We start from the raw sequence: 16,269 nt of genomic DNA, 5'->3' as shown, positions 1-16,269 counted from the left end.
CGATTAGCGGGAGAAATGATGTCCACTATTACCAATCCTGTACTGAAAGGCTTTCATCCCGATCCGTCCATTTGCCGGTGCGGAGAGGATTACTACATTGCCACTTCCACGTTCGAATGGTTCCCCGGCGTACGGATCTATCACTCCAGGGATCTCAACAACTGGACGCTTGCAGCCTGCCCTCTGGATCGCGCATCGCAGCTCGATATGTGGGGTAACCCCGATTCTGGAGGTATCTGGGCACCCTGTCTGAGCTACGCGGATGGTCTGTTCTGGCTGGTATATACCGACGTTAAGGTGGTCGATTCGCCCTGGAAAAACGGACGAAACTACCTGGTGACTGCCCCCTCAATCGAGGGGCCATGGAGCGAACCGATTCCAATGGGTAACGGCGGTTTCGACCCTTCTCTGTTTCACGATAGCAACGGGCGTAAATATTACCTGTATCGCCCCTGGGGACCGCGCCATCATAGCGATCCCCACTGCACGATCGTGATGCAGGAATATTTTCCGCAGGAGCAGCGGTTATCCCCGGAACGTCGAACATTGTTTACCGGTACGACGCTGCGCTATACCGAAGGCCCGCATCTGTACCAGCGTGATGGCTATTACTATCTGGTGGTGGCGGAAGGCGGAACCAGTTATGAGCATGCTGTGGTGGTATTACGGGCCAGAGCGCCGGAAGGCCCTTATGAACTGCATCCTGATACCGTCATTATGACGACCTGGGACCAGCCCGAACATCCATTGCAGAAAAGCGGCCACGGCTCGCTGGTCGATACGCCCAACGGCGAGTGGTTTATGGCCTATCTGACCAGTCGACCCTTACGCTTGCCAGGGGTTCCGCTACTGGCTGTCGGAGGCCGCGGCTACTGCCCACTGGGGCGTGAAACCGGCATTGCCCGGATCGCCTGGCAGGATGGCTGGCCTTATGTAGAAGGGGGGAAACATGGCGGTGTGCAAATCCAGGGGCCGGAAACGGCAAACCGTGATGCATCTCCAGACGAAGCGTGGCGTGATGACTTTATCGATTCGACACTCGATCCTGCACTCCAGACCTTGCGCATTCCATTTGACGATCGCCTGGGGTCGCTGAGTGCCCGTAAGGGCTTTCTGCGTCTATACGGTAATGACTCCCTGGTCTCAACCTTCGCTCAGTCTACCGTCGCCCGGCGCTGGCAGCACTTTCGCTTTCAGGCTGAAACCTGCATGCAGTTCGATCCTGCCCATTTTCAGCAGAGCGCGGGACTGACCTGTTATTACAACACCAAAAACTGGAGCTACTTCTTTATGGATCGGGAAGAAGGCCGGGGTCGAACGCTGAAGATTATTCAGCTGGATCGTAATGTTCCGGGCTGGCACCTGTATGAAGAACCGATCCCGGTGCCGGAGGAGGTTTCCGCCGTCTGGCTGAGAGTGGAGGTTGATCACCTCAGCTATCACTATAGCTACTCGTTCGATGGTGAAAACTGGCAGCGGGTCGCGCTGAGTTTTGAAGCCTGGAAGCTGTCAGATGATTATATCGGAGGGCGAGGATTCTTTACCGGCGCCTTTGTCGGGCTGCACTGCGAAGATATTAGCGGCGATGGCTGTCACGCTGACTTCGATTATTTTAGTTATTTACCGGGATAATATGTGAAAGTTTGGCGGCTACGGTCGGGTAGCCGCCAGCGGAATCAGGGTTTACTGTTACGCTCTTTCAGCAGATCGCGAATCTCGCCCAGCAGAACTTCTTCTTTGGTCGGTTCTGGCGGCGCTGCCGGGGCCTCCTCTTTTTTCTTATGCAGGTTGTTGATCAGTTTGATCATCATAAAGATCGCCAGTGCGACAATCACAAAATCAAACACGTTCTGCAGGAAGGCACCGTAATTGATCACTACGGCGGGGGTATCTCCGACCGCTTCTTTAAGCGTCCAGGCAAACTGCTTAAAGTCGATACCGCCAATTAACAGCCCCAGCGGCGGCATAATAATATCCGCAACCAGTGACGAAACGATCTTGCCGAAGGCTGCACCAATAATGACACCCACTGCCAAATCCACCACGTTTCCACGCATCGCGAATTCGCGGAACTCTTTAAAAAAGCTCATTGTTATTACTCCATGTATATGCCGACACGGCTAAGTTTAACAGAAGCCGCCTGCTTTGCCATTTGTGCGCTCGGGGAATAGAGATGGTTATCCACTGAAATAAAAGGGATTTTATCAGGGCGGTAGCTACCGCCCTGGTTTTACAGGAAGAAGGGACTGGGCTGGAACAGGCGTTCCACATCAGAAACAAACTTCTTATCCGTCAGGAACATAATCACGTGATCGCCCTGTTCGATACGCAGATCGTCATTGGCGATCATGACGTCGTTACCGCGCACGACCGCGCCGATGATGGTGCCGGGCGGCAGCTTGATTTCACTGATAACCCGACCAACGACGCGCGAGGTGCTCTCGTCGCCGTGGGCTACGGCTTCAATGGCTTCCGCGACGCCGCGACGCAGGGAAGAAACCCCGACGATATCCGCTTTGCGCACGTGGCTGAGCAGCGCCGAAATGGTCGCCTGCTGAGGCGAGATTGCAATATCAATCACGCTCCCCTGAACCAGGTCGACATAGGCGCGTCGCTGGATTAGCACCATCACTTTCTTGGCGCCCAGACGTTTGGCCAGCATGGCCGACATAATATTGGCTTCGTCGTCATTGGTCACGGCGATAAACAGATCCACCTGTTCGATATGCTCTTCGGACAGCAGTTCCTGATCCGACGCATCGCCATAGAACACGATGGTATCCTGTAGCATTTCTGCCAACTCGGCGGCACGCTGCTGATCGCGCTCGATCAGTTTCACGCTGTAATCTTTTTCCAGCCGCTGGGCCAGACCGGCGCCGATATTGCCGCCGCCGACCAGCATAATGCGCTTGTAGGGCTTTTCCAGACGCTGAAGTTCGCTCATTACTGCACGGATATGCTGGGATGCGGCGATAAAGAACACCTCATCACCGGCCTCGACGATGGTTGATCCCTGCGGGCGAATTGGCCGATCGTGGCGGAAAATGGCGGCAACGCGGGTATCGATATGCGGCATATGTTCGCGCATCGTCGACAGCGCATTACCGACCAGCGGACCACCGTAATAGGCTTTCACGACCGCCAGCGCCACCTTGCCTTCGGCGAAGTTCACCACCTGCAGAGCACCGGGATATTCGATCAGTCGGTAAATACTGTCGATGACCAACTGCTCGGGGGCTATCAGGTGATCGATGGGCACGGCTTCCGGGGTAAACAGCCGTTCGGCGTCCCGAACGTACTCCGGCGCGCGGATACGGGCGATACGATTTGGCGTATTAAACAGCGAATAGGCCACCTGGCAGGCGATCATATTGGTTTCGTCGGAACTGGTGACCGCGACCAGCATATCGGCGTCATCAGCGCCGGCGTCGCGCAGTACTCTGGGGTGTGAACCATGGCCCTGTACCACGCGCAGGTCGAACTTATCCTGCAGGCTGTGTAGTCGATCCCCGTTGGTGTCGACTACGGTAATATCGTTATTTTCGCCTACCAGGTTTTCCGCCAGCGTACCGCCGACCTGGCCCGCGCCAAGAATAATTATCTTCATCGCATATCGCTTCGTTGATGCTGTAAACCCAATCCACTATGTGGATTAGCCCCTGATTAGCTTAGCGTAAAAGAAGCCATCGCCTTCATCCGCCGCAGGCAGATTCTGTATGCCGGGCTGTTCCGGCGTACCGGTTTCCACCAGACGGGCATCCGGATGTCGGCTAAGAAACGCGGCAATCTGTTCGCTGTTTTCCTGCGGCAGGATGGAGCAGGTCGCATAAACCATGGTACCGCCGGGCTTCAGGTGCGGCCAGATGGCGTTGAGGATCTCCGCCTGGAGTCGTACCAGCTCGTCGATATCCCGATCGCGGCGTAACCATTTGATATCGGGATGACGGCGAATAACGCCGGTTGCCGAGCAGGGCGCATCCAGCAAAATACGATCAAACTGTTGTTCGTCGCACCACTGCGCGGGGAAGCGCCCATCGCCGCATTTTACCTCAGCCTTCATCCCCAGACGCGCCAGATTTTCGTGCACGCGCTTCAGACGCTGGTCGTCAACGTCCACCGCCATCACCGTGGCGCCGGGGGCCGCTTCCAGAATATGAGTAGTCTTACCGCCCGGTGCCGCGCAGAGATCGAGGATAACCTCGCCGTCACGGGGATCCAGCAGATCGACACAACCCTGGGCCGAGGCGTCCTGAACGGTAACATCGCCTTGTTCAAATCCCGGCAGTGCCTGCACCGGCAGAGGGGAGTCCAGCCGCACCGCATCGCGGTAGCGTGGATGTGGATGCCCATTAATCTCCTGAGCTTTCAGGCGCTCAAGCCAGGCATCACGGCTGCCATGTTGACGGTTGACCCGTAACCACATGGGAGGGCGCTGGTTATTGGCTTCGACGATCGCCTGCCACTGCTGGGGGTAAGCTTTGCGTAATCGGGCCAGCAGCCATTCGGGGTGCAGCCAGCAGCAGTCATTCTTTGTCGCTTGATCCAGTAGCTCCTGCTGACGACGCTGGAAGTTGCGTAATACGCCGTTGATAAGCCCCTTAAACTGTATCTTACGCAGCGCCACGCTCCCTTCGACGGTTTCCGCCAGCGCCGCATGGGCTGGAATACGGGTGTGGATCAGCTGGTAGAGGCCTACCAGGATCAGATAGTGGACGACGCGCTGCTTCCCGGTCATGGGGCGGGCCATCAGTTGGGCAGCCAGCCACTCCAGTTGAGGAAGGGTACGTAGCACGCCGAAGCACAGCTCCTGTAGCAGCGCCCGGTCTTTATCCTGGACCTTATTCTGCATGGCAGGCAGCACATTGCTCAGGGACTGCCCCTTTTCCACCACCTGTTCGATGGCCTGGGCCGCCAGGCTGCGGAGGTTTACGTTTTTTTTCATAGACTGGATCGGTTCTGTGCCCGCGTTAAAAACAAAAATGCCCGGAGGGGGAGTTCCGGGCGTGAGTCAGACAGGTTGTCAGGCCAGGCGACTGCCAGGCTCGAACCATTCGCGGCGCGAGTTCAGCAGGTCGCGGGCCGCCATGGGCTTTTTACCCGCCGGTTGCAGAATTTCCAGATTCAGCACGCCATCGGCGGTGGCGATTCGGATGCCCTGCTTGTCGGCATCGAGAATAGTTCCTGGCTCGGCGCCAGCAGGGCCGTCGATGACTGAAGCCTGCCATACCTTGACCGGCTGCTCATCGATGGTGAAGTAGCTCACCGGCCAGGGGTTAAAGGCGCGGATGCAGCGTTCGAGCTGAGTCGCGGACAGTGACCAGTCGAGACGAGCCTCTTCCTTACTTAACTTTTCGGCCCAGGTGACTCGCGTTTCGTCCTGTTTTTCCGGGCTGGCCTGACTGCTGGCCAGCTGTGCCAGGGTTTCCAGCAGGCCTTTGGGGCCGAGCTCAGCAAGCGTGTTATACAGCGTAGCGCTGGTGTCCTGGGCCGTGATAGGGCAGGCGAGCTTATACAGCATATCGCCAGTATCCAGACCCACATCCATCTGCATAATGGTCACGCCGGTTTCGGCATCGCCAGCCCAGAGCGCACGCTGAATCGGCGCCGCGCCGCGCCAGCGCGGCAGCAGCGAGCCATGGACGTTAATGCAGCCCAGACGCGGCATTTCCAGCACGGCTTTTGGCAGAATCAGGCCATAGGCCACCACCACCATGACGTCGGCATTTAAATCAGCGACCAGTTGCTGGTTTTCTTCCGGGCGTAGCGAAACGGGTTGGAAAACGGGGACGGCTTTTTCCTGGGCCAGCGTCTTCACCGGGCTGGGCATCAGTTTTTTACCACGGCCCGCCGGGCGGTCTGGCTGCGTGAAAACGCCGACCACCTGGTGCTCAGACGCGAGCAACGCGTCCAGGTGACGCGCTGCGAAGTCCGGCGTTCCGGCAAAAATAATACGTAGTGATTCGGACACGTTATTTCCTGTCTGCTTAGCTGGCGGCGCGGGCTTTCATGCGATCCAGTTTCTCGACTTTCTGCACGATGCGATCGCGTTTCATCTTTGACAGATAATCAATGAACAGTTTACCCATCAGATGATCCATCTCGTGCTGAATGCAGATCGCCAGCAGGCCATCGGCTTCCAGTTCGTATTCCTTGCCGTCGCGGTCGAGCGCGCGAATCTTTACCTGCTCGGCACGCGGCACCAGGGCACGCTGCTCAGGGATGGAAAGACAGCCTTCTTCGATCCCGGTTTCGCCGTTTTTTTCCAGTAGCTCAGGGTTAATCAGCACCAGGCGTTCGTCGCGATTTTCTGAAACGTCGATAACGATAATACGCTGGTGAATGTTGACCTGGGTTGCGGCCAGGCCAATGCCTTCTTCGGCGTACATCGTATCGAACATATCATCGACGATACGCTGAATTTCCGCATTCACTTCTTTAACGGGCTCGGCAACTTTGCGCAGACGCTCGTCGGGAACATGTAATACCTGCAAAACTGACATAACTATCCGGATCTGTATTCAATGATTGAAAGGATTATGTCCTTTATTCTAGACAAATCGCCCCCTGATTGACAGCATCAGTCACCAATCACAGGGATTGTCTGGCGGCCTGTGTCAGGGGGGCGGACATGGATGAGACGGAGTTCTGGTTGCGCTTAATGGCAGTACAAAATTTAAGCGGAGAAAAGATGGTGGCGGTGGCAACCCGGTTTATTGCATCGCCCCGAGGGGACGGGTGGCGGCATGGGCTGACGCCGTTACAGCGCGTGCAGTTCGATGGCGTGACGTCTGTTATACTGGAGCGGGCTCATTGCTGGCTTGCCCAGCCGGAAAATCATCTGGTGACGGCGCTGGCGCCGGAATATCCGGTACAGTTACGGGCGATTGACTGGTTCCCTGGCGCTTTGATGGTCACAGGCAACACGGCGCTGCTGCGAAGTGAACAGCTGGCAATCGTTGGCAGCCGCAACCACTCCTGGTATGGCGCTCGCTGGGGAGAGCACTTCGCCCGTGCGCTGGCGGCGGCTGGTTTCTCTATTGTGAGTGGACTGGCATTAGGTATTGATGCCGTTGCCCATCGGGCTACGCTTGCGGTGAAAGGCAAAACGCTGGCGGTACTGGGTAACGGGCTGGGGACATTCTATCCGCGCCGCCACAGGCACCTGGCGGAGCAGATTATCGAACAGGGCGGTGCGATTATTTCGGAGTTCCCGCTGGATGCACCTGCGCTGCCTTATCATTTTCCACGGCGTAACCGAATTATCAGCGGGCTTAGCCGCGGCGTGCTGGTGGTTGAGGCATCGTTGCGTAGCGGATCTTTAACGACGGCGCGTTACGCACTGGAGCAGGGAAGAGAGCTGTTCGCACTGCCCGGTGCTATCGGTAGCCCCGGTAGCGAAGGAACCCACTGGCTGATCAAGCAGGGCGCGGTGGCGGTCACCGAGCCTCAGGATATTATCGATCATTTACAAAATGAGCTATGCTGGCTCCCTTCTTTAACGAATGCGGGCAATAATCCCACAGATCGCGAAGTCCCCCCATTGCCATTTGCCCACCTCCTGGCTAACGTAGGAGATGAGGTTACACCTGTTGACGTCGTCGCTGAACGTGCCGGCCAACCTGTGCCAGTGACAGTGGCTCAATTACTTGAACTGGAGTTAGCAGGATGGATCGCAGCTGTACCCGGCGGCTATGTCCGATTGAGGAGGGCAGGCCATGTTCGACGTACTAATGTATTTGTTTGAAACCTATATCCATACTGAGCCGGAAGCGCGCGTGGATCAGGACAAACTGACCCGTGATCTGACGGATGTCGGTTTTGAGCGGGAAGATATTTATAACGCCCTGATGTGGCTTGAAAAACTGGCCGACTATCAGGACGGACTGGCAGAGCCGATGCAACTGGCTGCCGATCCGCTCTCCATGCGTATCTACACTGAGGATGAGAGCCGTCGCTTAGATGCCGACTGCCGGGGTTTCCTGCTGTTTCTTGAGCAGATTCAGGTGCTGAACCTCGAAACGCGTGAAATGGTGATTGAGCGCATTATGGCGCTGGATGCCGACGAGTTCGATCTCGAAGATCTTAAATGGGTGGTGCTGATGGTGCTGTTTAACCTCCCGGGGTGTGAAAACGCCTATCAGCAAATGGAAGAGTTACTGTTTGAAACCAGCGAAGGCCAGCTGCACTAACGCGGCGGTCTGATAAGTTCATATGGCCAAACCGGCATTATTTGATGTTAGTCATCAGGAACTCTGCCCCCGCTGCGGGGCAGAGTTAGTTATACGCTCCGGGAAACATGGTCCGTTTCTTGGCTGTTCCCACTATCCGGACTGTGACTATATCCGACCGCTGAAGAATCAGACGGACGGACATGTCATTAAGGTACTGGAGGGGCAGCAGTGCCCGGCCTGCGGTAGCGAGCTGGTTTTGCGCCAGGGGCGTTTCGGGATGTTTATTGGCTGCGCCAGCTATCCTGCCTGTGGCCATACTGAGCTTATCGATAAACCCGATGACACTGCGATTCCCTGTCCTCAGTGCGGTGAGGGACATCTGGTGCAGCGGCGTTCTCGCTATGGCAAAACCTTTCATTCCTGCGATCGTTATCCAGCCTGCCAGTTCGCCATCAATTTTAAACCGGTAGTGGGGGAGTGCCCTGAATGTCACTACCCGCTGCTTATCGAGAAGAAGACCGCGCATGGCGTCAAACGCTATTGTGCGAGCAAACAATGTGGAAAGCCGGTTCCGGCCCAATCAACCTGTGAAGAATAACCCCCTTGAAATGACCCCTGAGGAGATTATCGCTCTCCTTAATCAACAGCAGGTCATCGCCTACCCGACGGAAGCCGTGTTTGGCGTTGGCTGCGATCCCGATAGTGAAGAAGCGGTTAACCGCCTGCTGACCCTGAAACAGCGTCCGGTAGAGAAAGGGCTGATTCTGATAGCGGCAAACTATCAGCAGCTTATGCCGTATATCGATGACAGTCGGCTTGATGCATCGCAGCGTGAGTCTGTATTTTCCCGCTGGCCGGGACCGGTGACTTTCGTTTTCCCGGCAAAACCCACGACACCGCGCTGGCTGACGGGCCGTTTCGACTCGCTGGCGGTACGGGTTACCGATCACCCGCTGGTGGTGAAACTGTGTCAGACATACGGTAAGCCACTGGTTTCAACCAGTGCGAATCTGAGCGGGCAGCCGCCGTGCCGTAACGCGCAGGAGGTTATCGCGCAGTTCGGGGTGGACTTCCCCGTACTGGCAGGGGAAACCGGTGGCCGTCTGAACCCTTCTGAAATTCGTGATGCCTTAACCGGCGAACTCATTCGTCAGGGGTAATAGCATGGAAACCTATGCCGTCTTCGGTAATCCGATTGCACACAGCAAATCGCCATTTATTCAGCGCCAGTTTGCCGAACAGCTGAGCATCACGCATCCCTATGGTCGGGTACTGGCCCCGATGGACGACTTTGTGTCGACGCTGGAGCGCTTTTTTATGACTGGCGGTCGCGGGGCTAACGTCACTGTACCCTTTAAAGAGCAGGCATTTGCTCGCTCCGATGAACTGACCGAGCGCGCTTCGCTGGCCGGTGCCGTCAATACGTTTAAGCGTCTGGACGATGGGCGACTGTTGGGGGATAACACTGACGGTGTGGGGCTGCTCAGCGATCTGGAACGTCTGCAACTGATCCGCCCGGGCGACCGAATCCTGCTGGTGGGGGCCGGAGGTGCGGCGCGAGGCGCGCTTCTGCCGCTGCTGTCGCTGGGCTGCCCGGTCACGATCGTTAACCGAACCTTTGTCCGAGCCCAGGAGCTGGCCCGGCTTTTCAGTCATACTGGTAGCGTTAGCGCGCTGGAGATGTCTGCACTTGAAGGCCATGAGTTCGATCTCATTATCAACGCCACTTCCAGCGGCTTAAGCGGTGAGGTACCGGCACTGCCGACATCAATACTGAGCCATCACGTTCGCGGCTACGATATGTTTTACCAGCAGGGATTAACGCCTTTCCTGCACTGGTGCGTGGATGGCGGTGTACAGCAGTATGCCGACGGTCTGGGCATGCTGGTGGGCCAGGCGGCGCATGCTTTCCTGTTATGGCATGGTAAATTGCCAGAGATAGAGCCGGTTATCGCAGCACTGAAACTGGAATTAGCGCAATGAACCAGTCTATCCAGTTTCCGGATCGTGAAACCTGGGATGAAGCGCGTCAGGCCGTCTGTTTCCCTGCGCTGGTGGGGGGGATGCAACTCACCTGCGCCATTCGCGGCGCAACGCTGGCGGCACGCTATGGAAATGTGGATGAGCCACTTGCGCTGTTCCGGACCCGGCGTTGGGATCTTGAAGAGGAGGCGGAACAGCGCATACAGGATCAGGAAGAGGATGAGTCCGGGTGGCTCTGGCTCTCCTGAGCCAGATAATCATCTTTCCATTTGACGTAGTTGTTGGCGGAATACTTCAGCCCCTCAAGCTCTTCCTGCTTCAACGGACGGATCTGCTTTACCGGACTTCCCAGATAGAGATAACCACTCTCCAGTCGCTTGTTCTGCGGTACCAGGCTGCCAGCGCCGATCATGACATCATCTTCAATGGTGGCGCCATCCAGTAGAATTGATCCCATTCCCACCAGAACCCGGTTACCTATGATGCAGCCATGCAGCATCACTTTATGTCCGACGGTAACATCTTCTCCTACGACTAATGGATTGCCTTCGGGATTCCTGGAAGATTTATGAGTCACATGCAATACACTGCCATCCTGAATATTGGTACGCGCGCCTATTGAAACAGTGTTGACGTCACCGCGGATTGCGACCAGTGGCCAGATGCTGACATCATCGGCCAGCCGGACATCGCCGATCACCACGCTGGATGCGTCCAGCATGACACGCTGACCAATCCGGGGAATAAGATCCTTATAAGGGCGGAGAACCTCAGCCATAGCTACCTCTTTGTTAAACAAACTTCATCAAGACTTTGGGCGCATTTCTGGTGCACCGCAAGGATGAAAAGTGACAAATCTGCGGCAGATCGTTCAGGATCTCTACGGAAAGGCTGAAAAAACATCAGTTGAAAGAAAAGATCGAAAAAAGGCTTGTGCTAAAAAATGGGATCCCTATAATGCGCCACCACTGACACGGAACAACGCCTTACAGCGCACCGGTCAGAAAGAGAAAATCCTGAAAATCAGGGTTGACTCTGAAAGAGGAAAGCGTAATATACGCCACCTCGCGACAGTGAGCTTAACGCCTTGTCGCAACTGCTCTTTAACAATTTATCAGACAATCTGTGTGGGCACTCGAAAGCACTGATATCCTGAACGTCGAAAGACGCTAAATGAATATCAAGTCTCAAGAGTGAACACGTAATTCATTACGAAGTTTAATTCTTTGAGCATCAAACTTTAATTGAAGAGTTTGATCATGGCTCAGATTGAACGCTGGCGGCAGGCCTAACACATGCAAGTCGAGCGGCAGCGGAAGGAAGCTTGCTTCCTTGCCGGCGAGCGGCGGACGGGTGAGTAATGTCTGGGGATCTGCCTGATGGAGGGGGATAACCACTGGAAACGGTGGCTAATACCGCATAATCTCGAAAGAGCAAAGTGGGGGACCTTCGGGCCTCACGCCATCAGATGAACCCAGATGGGATTAGCTAGCAGGTAGGGTAATGGCCTACCTGGGCGACGATCCCTAGCTGGTCTGAGAGGATGACCAGCCACACTGGAACTGAGACACGGTCCAGACTCCTACGGGAGGCAGCAGTGGGGAATATTGCACAATGGGCGCAAGCCTGATGCAGCCATGCCGCGTGTATGAAGAAGGCCTTCGGGTTGTAAAGTACTTTCAGTCAGGAGGAAGGGTGTGAGCTTAATACGTTCACACATTGACGTTACTGACAGAAGAAGCACCGGCTAACTCCGTGCCAGCAGCCGCGGTAATACGGAGGGTGCAAGCGTTAATCGGAATTACTGGGCGTAAAGCGCACGCAGGCGGTTGGTTAAGTCAGATGTGAAATCCCCGGGCTCAACCCGGGAACTGCATTTGAAACTGGCCAGCTGGAGTCTCGTAGAGGGAGGTAGAATTCCAGGTGTAGCGGTGAAATGCGTAGAGATCTGGAGGAATACCGGTGGCGAAGGCGGCCTCCTGGACGAAGACTGACGCTCAGGTGCGAAAGCGTGGGGAGCAAACAGGATTAGATACCCTGGTAGTCCACGCCGTAAACGATGTCGACTTGGAGGCTGTGAGCTTGACTCGTGGCTTCCGGAGCTAACGCGTTAAGTCGACCGCCTGGGGAGTACGGCCGCAAGGTTAAAACTCAAATGAATTGACGGGGGCCCGCACAAGCGGTGGAGCATGTGGTTTAATTCGATGCAACGCGAAGAACCTTACCTGGTCTTGACATCCACAGAAGAATCCAGAGATGGATTTGTGCCTTCGGGAACTGTGAGACAGGTGCTGCATGGCTGTCGTCAGCTCGTGTTGTGAAATGTTGGGTTAAGTCCCGCAACGAGCGCAACCCTTATCCTTTGTTGCCAGCGATTCGGTCGGGAACTCAAAGGAGACTGCCGGTGATAAACCGGAGGAAGGTGGGGATGACGTCAAGTCATCATGGCCCTTACGACCAGGGCTACACACGTGCTACAATGGCGCATACAAAGAGAAGCGACCTCGCGAGAGCAAGCGGACCTCATAAAGTGCGTCGTAGTCCGGATTGGAGTCTGCAACTCGACTCCATGAAGTCGGAATCGCTAGTAATCGTGAATCAGAATGTCACGGTGAATACGTTCCCGGGCCTTGTACACACCGCCCGTCACACCATGGGAGTGGGTTGCAAAAGAAGTAGGTAGCTTAACCTTCGGGAGGGCGCTTACCACTTTGTGATTCATGACTGGGGTGAAGTCGTAACAAGGTAACCGTAGGGGAACCTGCGGTTGGATCACCTCCTTACCTTTGGATACAGGTTTCGCAGTGTCCACACAGATTGTCTGATGAAAGTAAAGAAGCAAGGCGTCTGCGAAGCCGACTTTAGTGTCCCCTTCGTCTAGAGGCCCAGGACACCGCCCTTTCACGGCGGTAACAGGGGTTCGAATCCCCTAGGGGACGCCACTTGCTGGTTAGTGTGAGTGAAAGTCGCCAACCTTAATATATCTCAAAACTGGCTCAGTGAGTCACGTTTGAGATATTTGCTCTTTAACAATCCGGAACAAGCTGAAAATTGATAATCCATAAACGGGTTAACCGTTTAATGGGTCTCTCAAGCTTACAACACGAAGACATCTTCGGGTTGTGAGGTTAAGCGAATAAGCGTACACGGTGGATGCCCTGGCAGTCAGAGGCGATGAAGGACGTGCTAATCTGCGAAAAGCGTCGGTAAGCTGATATGAGGCGTTATAACCGACGATGTCCGAATGGGGAAACCCAGTGTGATCCGTCACACTATCATTAACTGAATCCATAGGTTAATGAGGCGAACCGGGAGAACTGAAACATCTAAGTACCCCGAGGAAAAGAAATCAACCGAGATTCCCTGAGTAGCGGCGAGCGAACGGGGAAGAGCCCAGAGTCTGAATCAGCGTGTGTATTAGTGGAACGGTCTGGAAAGTCCGGCGATACAGGGTGACAGCCCCGTACACGAAAATGCACATGCTGTGAGCTCGATGAGTAGGGCGGGACACGTGTTATCCTGTCTGAATATGGGGGGACCATCCTCCAAGGCTAAATACTCCTGACTGACCGATAGTGAACCAGTACCGTGAGGGAAAGGCGAAAAGAACCCCGGCGAGGGGAGTGAAACAGAACCTGAAACCGTGTACGTACAAGCAGTGGGAGCACCCTTTGGGGTGTGACTGCGTACCTTTTGTATAATGGGTCAGCGACTTATATTCTGTAGCAAGGTTAACCGAATAGGGGAGCCGAAGGGAAACCGAGTCTTAACCGGGCGTTAAGTTGCAGGGTATAGACCCGAAACCCGGTGATCTAGCCATGGGCAGGTTGAAGGTTGGGTAACACTAACTGGAGGACCGAACCGACTAATGTTGAAAAATTAGCGGATGACCTGTGGCTGGGGGTGAAAGGCCAATCAAACCGGGAGATAGCTGGTTCTCCCCGAAAGCTATTTAGGTAGCGCCTCGTGAATTCATCTCCGGGGGTAGAGCACTGTTTCGGCTAGGGGGCCATCCCGGCTTACCAACCCGATGCAAACTACGAATACCGGAGAATGTTATCACGGGAGACACACGGCGGGTGCTAACGTCCGTCGTGAAGAGGGAAACAACCCAGACCGCCAGCTAAGGTCCCAAAGTCATGGTTAAGTGGGAAACGATGTGGGAAGGCCCAGACAGCCAGGATGTTGGCTTAGAAGCAGCCATCATTTAAAGAAAGCGTAATAGCTCACTGGTCGAGTCGGCCTGCGCGGAAGATGTAACGGGGCTAAACCATGCACCGAAGCTGCGGCAGCGACACTTAAGTGTTGTTGGGTAGGGGAGCGTTCTGTAAGCCTGCGAAGGTGTACTGTGAGGTATGCTGGAGGTATCAGAAGTGCGAATGCTGACATGAGTAACGATAAAGCGGGTGAAAAGCCCGCTCGCCGGAAGACCAAGGGTTCCTGTCCAACGTTAATCGGGGCAGGGTGAGTCGACCCCTAAGGCGAGGCCGAAAGGCGTAGTCGATGGGAAACGGGTTAATATTCCCGTACTCGGTGTTACTGCGATGGGGGAACGGAGAAGGCTATGTCATCCGGGCGACGGTCGTCCCGGTTTAAGCGTGTAGGCTGACTTTCCAGGCAAATCCGGAGAGTTAAGGCTGAGGCGTGATGACGAGGCACCACGGTGCTGAAGTGACAAATGCCCTGCTTCCAGGAAAAGCCTCTAAGCTTCAGGTAACAACGAATCGTACCCGAAACCGACACAGGTGGTCAGGTAGAGAATACCAAGGCGCTTGAGAGAACCCGGGTGAAGGAACTAGGCAAAATGGTGCCGTAACTTCGGGAGAAGGCACGCTGACATGTAGGTGAAGCCCCTGCGGGTGGAGCTGAAGTCAGTCGAAGATACCAGCTGGCTGCAACTGTTTATTAAAAACACAGCACTCTGCAAACACGAAAGTGGACGTATAGGGTGTGACGCCTGCCCGGTGCCGGAAGGTTAATTGATGGGGTTATGGGTAACCAGAAGCTCCTGATCGAAGCCCCGGTAAACGGCGGCCGTAACTATAACGGTCCTAAGGTAGCGAAATTCCTTGTCGGGTAAGTTCCGACCTGCACGAATGGCGTAATGATGGCCAGGCTGTCTCCACCCGGGACTCAGTGAAATTGAACTCGCTGTGAAGATGCAGTGTACCCGCGGCAAGACGGAAAGACCCCGTGAACCTTTACTATAGCTTGACACTGAACATTGAGCCTTGATGTGTAGGATAGGTGGGAGGCTTTGAAGCGTGGACGCAAGTCTGCGTGGAGCCAACCTTGAAATACCACCCTTTAATGTTTGATGTTCTAACCTGGCGCCATTATCTGGCGTGGGGACAGTGTCTGGTGGGTAGTTTGACTGGGGCGGTCTCCTCCCAAAGAGTAACGGAGGAGCACGAAGGTTGGCTAATCCTGGTCGGACATCAGGAGGTTAGTGCAATGGCATAAGCCAGCTTGACTGCGAGCGTGACGGCGCGAGCAGGTGCGAAAGCAGGTCATAGTGATCCGGTGGTTCTGAATGGAAGGGCCATCGCTCAACGGATAAAAGGTACTCCGGGGATAACAGGCTGATACCGCCCAAGAGTTCATATCGACGGCGGTGTTTGGCACCTCGATGTCGGCTCATCACATCCTGGGGCTGAAGTAGGTCCCAAGGGTATGGCTGTTCGCCATTTAAAGTGGTACGCGAGCTGGGTTTAGAACGTCGTGAGACAGTTCGGTCCCTATCTGCCGTGGGCGCTGGAAGACTGAGGGGGGCTGCTCCTAGTACGAGAGGACCGGAGTGGACGCACCACTGGTGTTCGGGTTGTGATGCCAATTGCATTGCCCGGTAGCTAAGTGCGGAAAAGATAAGTGCTGAAAGCATCTAAGCACGAAACTTGCCCCGAGATGAGTCTTCCCTGAGACCCTGAGTCTCCTGAAGGGACGTTGAAGACGACGACGTTGATAGGCCGGGTGTGTAAGCGCAGCGATGCGTTGAGCTAACCGGTACTAATGACCCGAGAGGCTTAACCTTACAACGCCAAAGATGTTTTGGTGATGAGAGAACGAACGATATTCAGCTTGTGACGGATAAACGCTTATGGCCTGTATGGCGGTA

Annotated in this window: 13 protein-coding genes, 1 tRNA gene and 2 rRNA genes; 10 read left to right on the top strand and 6 right to left on the bottom strand. The window is 55.1% G+C overall.

The features are described from left to right. The first annotated feature begins 18 nt into the window (after positions 1-18). Complete coding sequence (locus SCU88_RS22700; protein WP_175340211.1) at positions 19-1,632, top strand: family 43 glycosylhydrolase; 1,614 nt, start codon at positions 19-21, stop codon at positions 1,630-1,632. A 44-nt stretch (positions 1,633-1,676) separates the two neighbouring features. Here SCU88_RS22700 and mscL read toward each other — a convergent pair whose 3' ends face one another. The 5 genes from mscL to def all read right to left on the bottom strand — a co-directional run bounded on the left by mscL (position 1,677) and on the right by def (position 6,500). Continuing rightward, positions 1,677-2,090, bottom strand: coding sequence for a large-conductance mechanosensitive channel protein MscL (gene mscL / locus SCU88_RS22695; protein ID WP_138094388.1), 414 nt, complete (start codon positions 2,088-2,090; stop codon positions 1,677-1,679). A gap of 140 nt (positions 2,091-2,230) precedes the next feature. Further along, a complete protein-coding gene (gene trkA, locus SCU88_RS22690; protein WP_138094386.1) occupies positions 2,231-3,607 on the bottom strand; it encodes a Trk system potassium transporter TrkA in 1,377 nt (458 codons plus the stop codon). A gap of 45 nt (positions 3,608-3,652) precedes the next feature. Next, complete coding sequence (gene rsmB, locus SCU88_RS22685; protein WP_175339991.1) at positions 3,653-4,942, bottom strand: 16S rRNA (cytosine(967)-C(5))-methyltransferase RsmB; 1,290 nt, start codon at positions 4,940-4,942, stop codon at positions 3,653-3,655. 78 nt (positions 4,943-5,020) lie between these two features. Continuing rightward, a complete protein-coding gene (fmt, locus tag SCU88_RS22680) occupies positions 5,021-5,968 on the bottom strand; it encodes a methionyl-tRNA formyltransferase (protein ID WP_175339990.1) in 948 nt (315 codons plus the stop codon). 16 nt (positions 5,969-5,984) lie between these two features. Further along, entirely contained in the window at positions 5,985-6,500 is a 516-nt protein-coding gene (gene def / locus SCU88_RS22675) for a peptide deformylase (RefSeq protein ID WP_175339989.1), read from the bottom strand. A 128-nt stretch (positions 6,501-6,628) separates the two neighbouring features. Between def and dprA the strand changes: the two genes are divergently transcribed. Genes dprA through SCU88_RS22645 form a run of 6 tightly spaced genes read left to right on the top strand, consistent with a single transcriptional unit; the run spans position 6,629 to position 10,402 of the window. Next, positions 6,629-7,744 carry a DNA-protecting protein DprA gene (dprA, locus tag SCU88_RS22670; protein ID WP_175339988.1) on the top strand — a complete coding sequence of 372 codons (1,116 nt, stop codon included), beginning with the start codon at positions 6,629-6,631 and terminating at the stop codon, positions 7,742-7,744. Next, positions 7,716-8,189, top strand: coding sequence for a DUF494 family protein Smg (gene smg / locus SCU88_RS22665; protein WP_138094376.1), 474 nt, complete (start codon positions 7,716-7,718; stop codon positions 8,187-8,189). Before dprA ends, smg begins: the two co-directional genes overlap by 29 nt. A 22-nt stretch (positions 8,190-8,211) precedes the next feature. After that, the gene (locus tag SCU88_RS22660; RefSeq protein ID WP_175339987.1) at positions 8,212-8,769 is read left to right on the top strand and encodes a topoisomerase DNA-binding C4 zinc finger domain-containing protein; all 558 of its coding nucleotides are present in this window, start codon (positions 8,212-8,214) and stop codon (positions 8,767-8,769) included. Positions 8,770-8,779: 10 nt separating this feature from the next. After that, complete coding sequence (gene tsaC / locus SCU88_RS22655; protein ID WP_175340210.1) at positions 8,780-9,331, top strand: L-threonylcarbamoyladenylate synthase type 1 TsaC; 552 nt, start codon at positions 8,780-8,782, stop codon at positions 9,329-9,331. A 4-nt stretch (positions 9,332-9,335) separates the two neighbouring features. Beyond that, entirely contained in the window at positions 9,336-10,154 is an 819-nt protein-coding gene (aroE, locus tag SCU88_RS22650) for a shikimate dehydrogenase (RefSeq protein ID WP_175339986.1), read from the top strand. After that, positions 10,151-10,402 carry a DUF1488 domain-containing protein gene (locus tag SCU88_RS22645; RefSeq protein ID WP_138094367.1) on the top strand — a complete coding sequence of 84 codons (252 nt, stop codon included), beginning with the start codon at positions 10,151-10,153 and terminating at the stop codon, positions 10,400-10,402. The genes aroE and SCU88_RS22645 overlap by 4 nt, the downstream gene beginning before the upstream one ends. Here SCU88_RS22645 and SCU88_RS22640 read toward each other — a convergent pair. After that, on the bottom strand, positions 10,363-10,932 hold the full coding sequence (locus SCU88_RS22640; protein WP_175339985.1) for a gamma carbonic anhydrase family protein: 570 nt from the start codon (positions 10,930-10,932) through the stop codon (positions 10,363-10,365). The two genes, SCU88_RS22645 and SCU88_RS22640, sit on opposite strands and share 40 nt — an antisense overlap. A 463-nt stretch (positions 10,933-11,395) precedes the next feature. Here SCU88_RS22640 and SCU88_RS22635 point away from each other — a divergent pair. From SCU88_RS22635 to SCU88_RS22625, 3 genes are all read left to right on the top strand, one after another. Then, positions 11,396-12,937, top strand: a 16S ribosomal RNA gene (locus tag SCU88_RS22635). A gap of 83 nt (positions 12,938-13,020) precedes the next feature. Then, positions 13,021-13,096: transfer RNA gene (locus SCU88_RS22630), tRNA-Glu, on the top strand. Positions 13,097-13,280: 184 nt separating this feature from the next. Next, a 23S ribosomal RNA gene (locus tag SCU88_RS22625) occupies positions 13,281-16,185 on the top strand. The 16S and 23S rRNA genes sit together here with 1 tRNA gene alongside, the layout of an rRNA operon. Positions 16,186-16,269: the final 84 nt, after the last annotated feature.

The organism is Jejuibacter sp. L23 (assembly GCF_050815825.1).
Lineage (GTDB): Bacteria > Pseudomonadota > Gammaproteobacteria > Enterobacterales > Enterobacteriaceae > Jejubacter > Jejubacter calystegiae.
The sequence above is the reverse complement of the archived record's forward strand: the minus strand, read 5'-3'. Positions and strand labels throughout refer to the sequence as shown.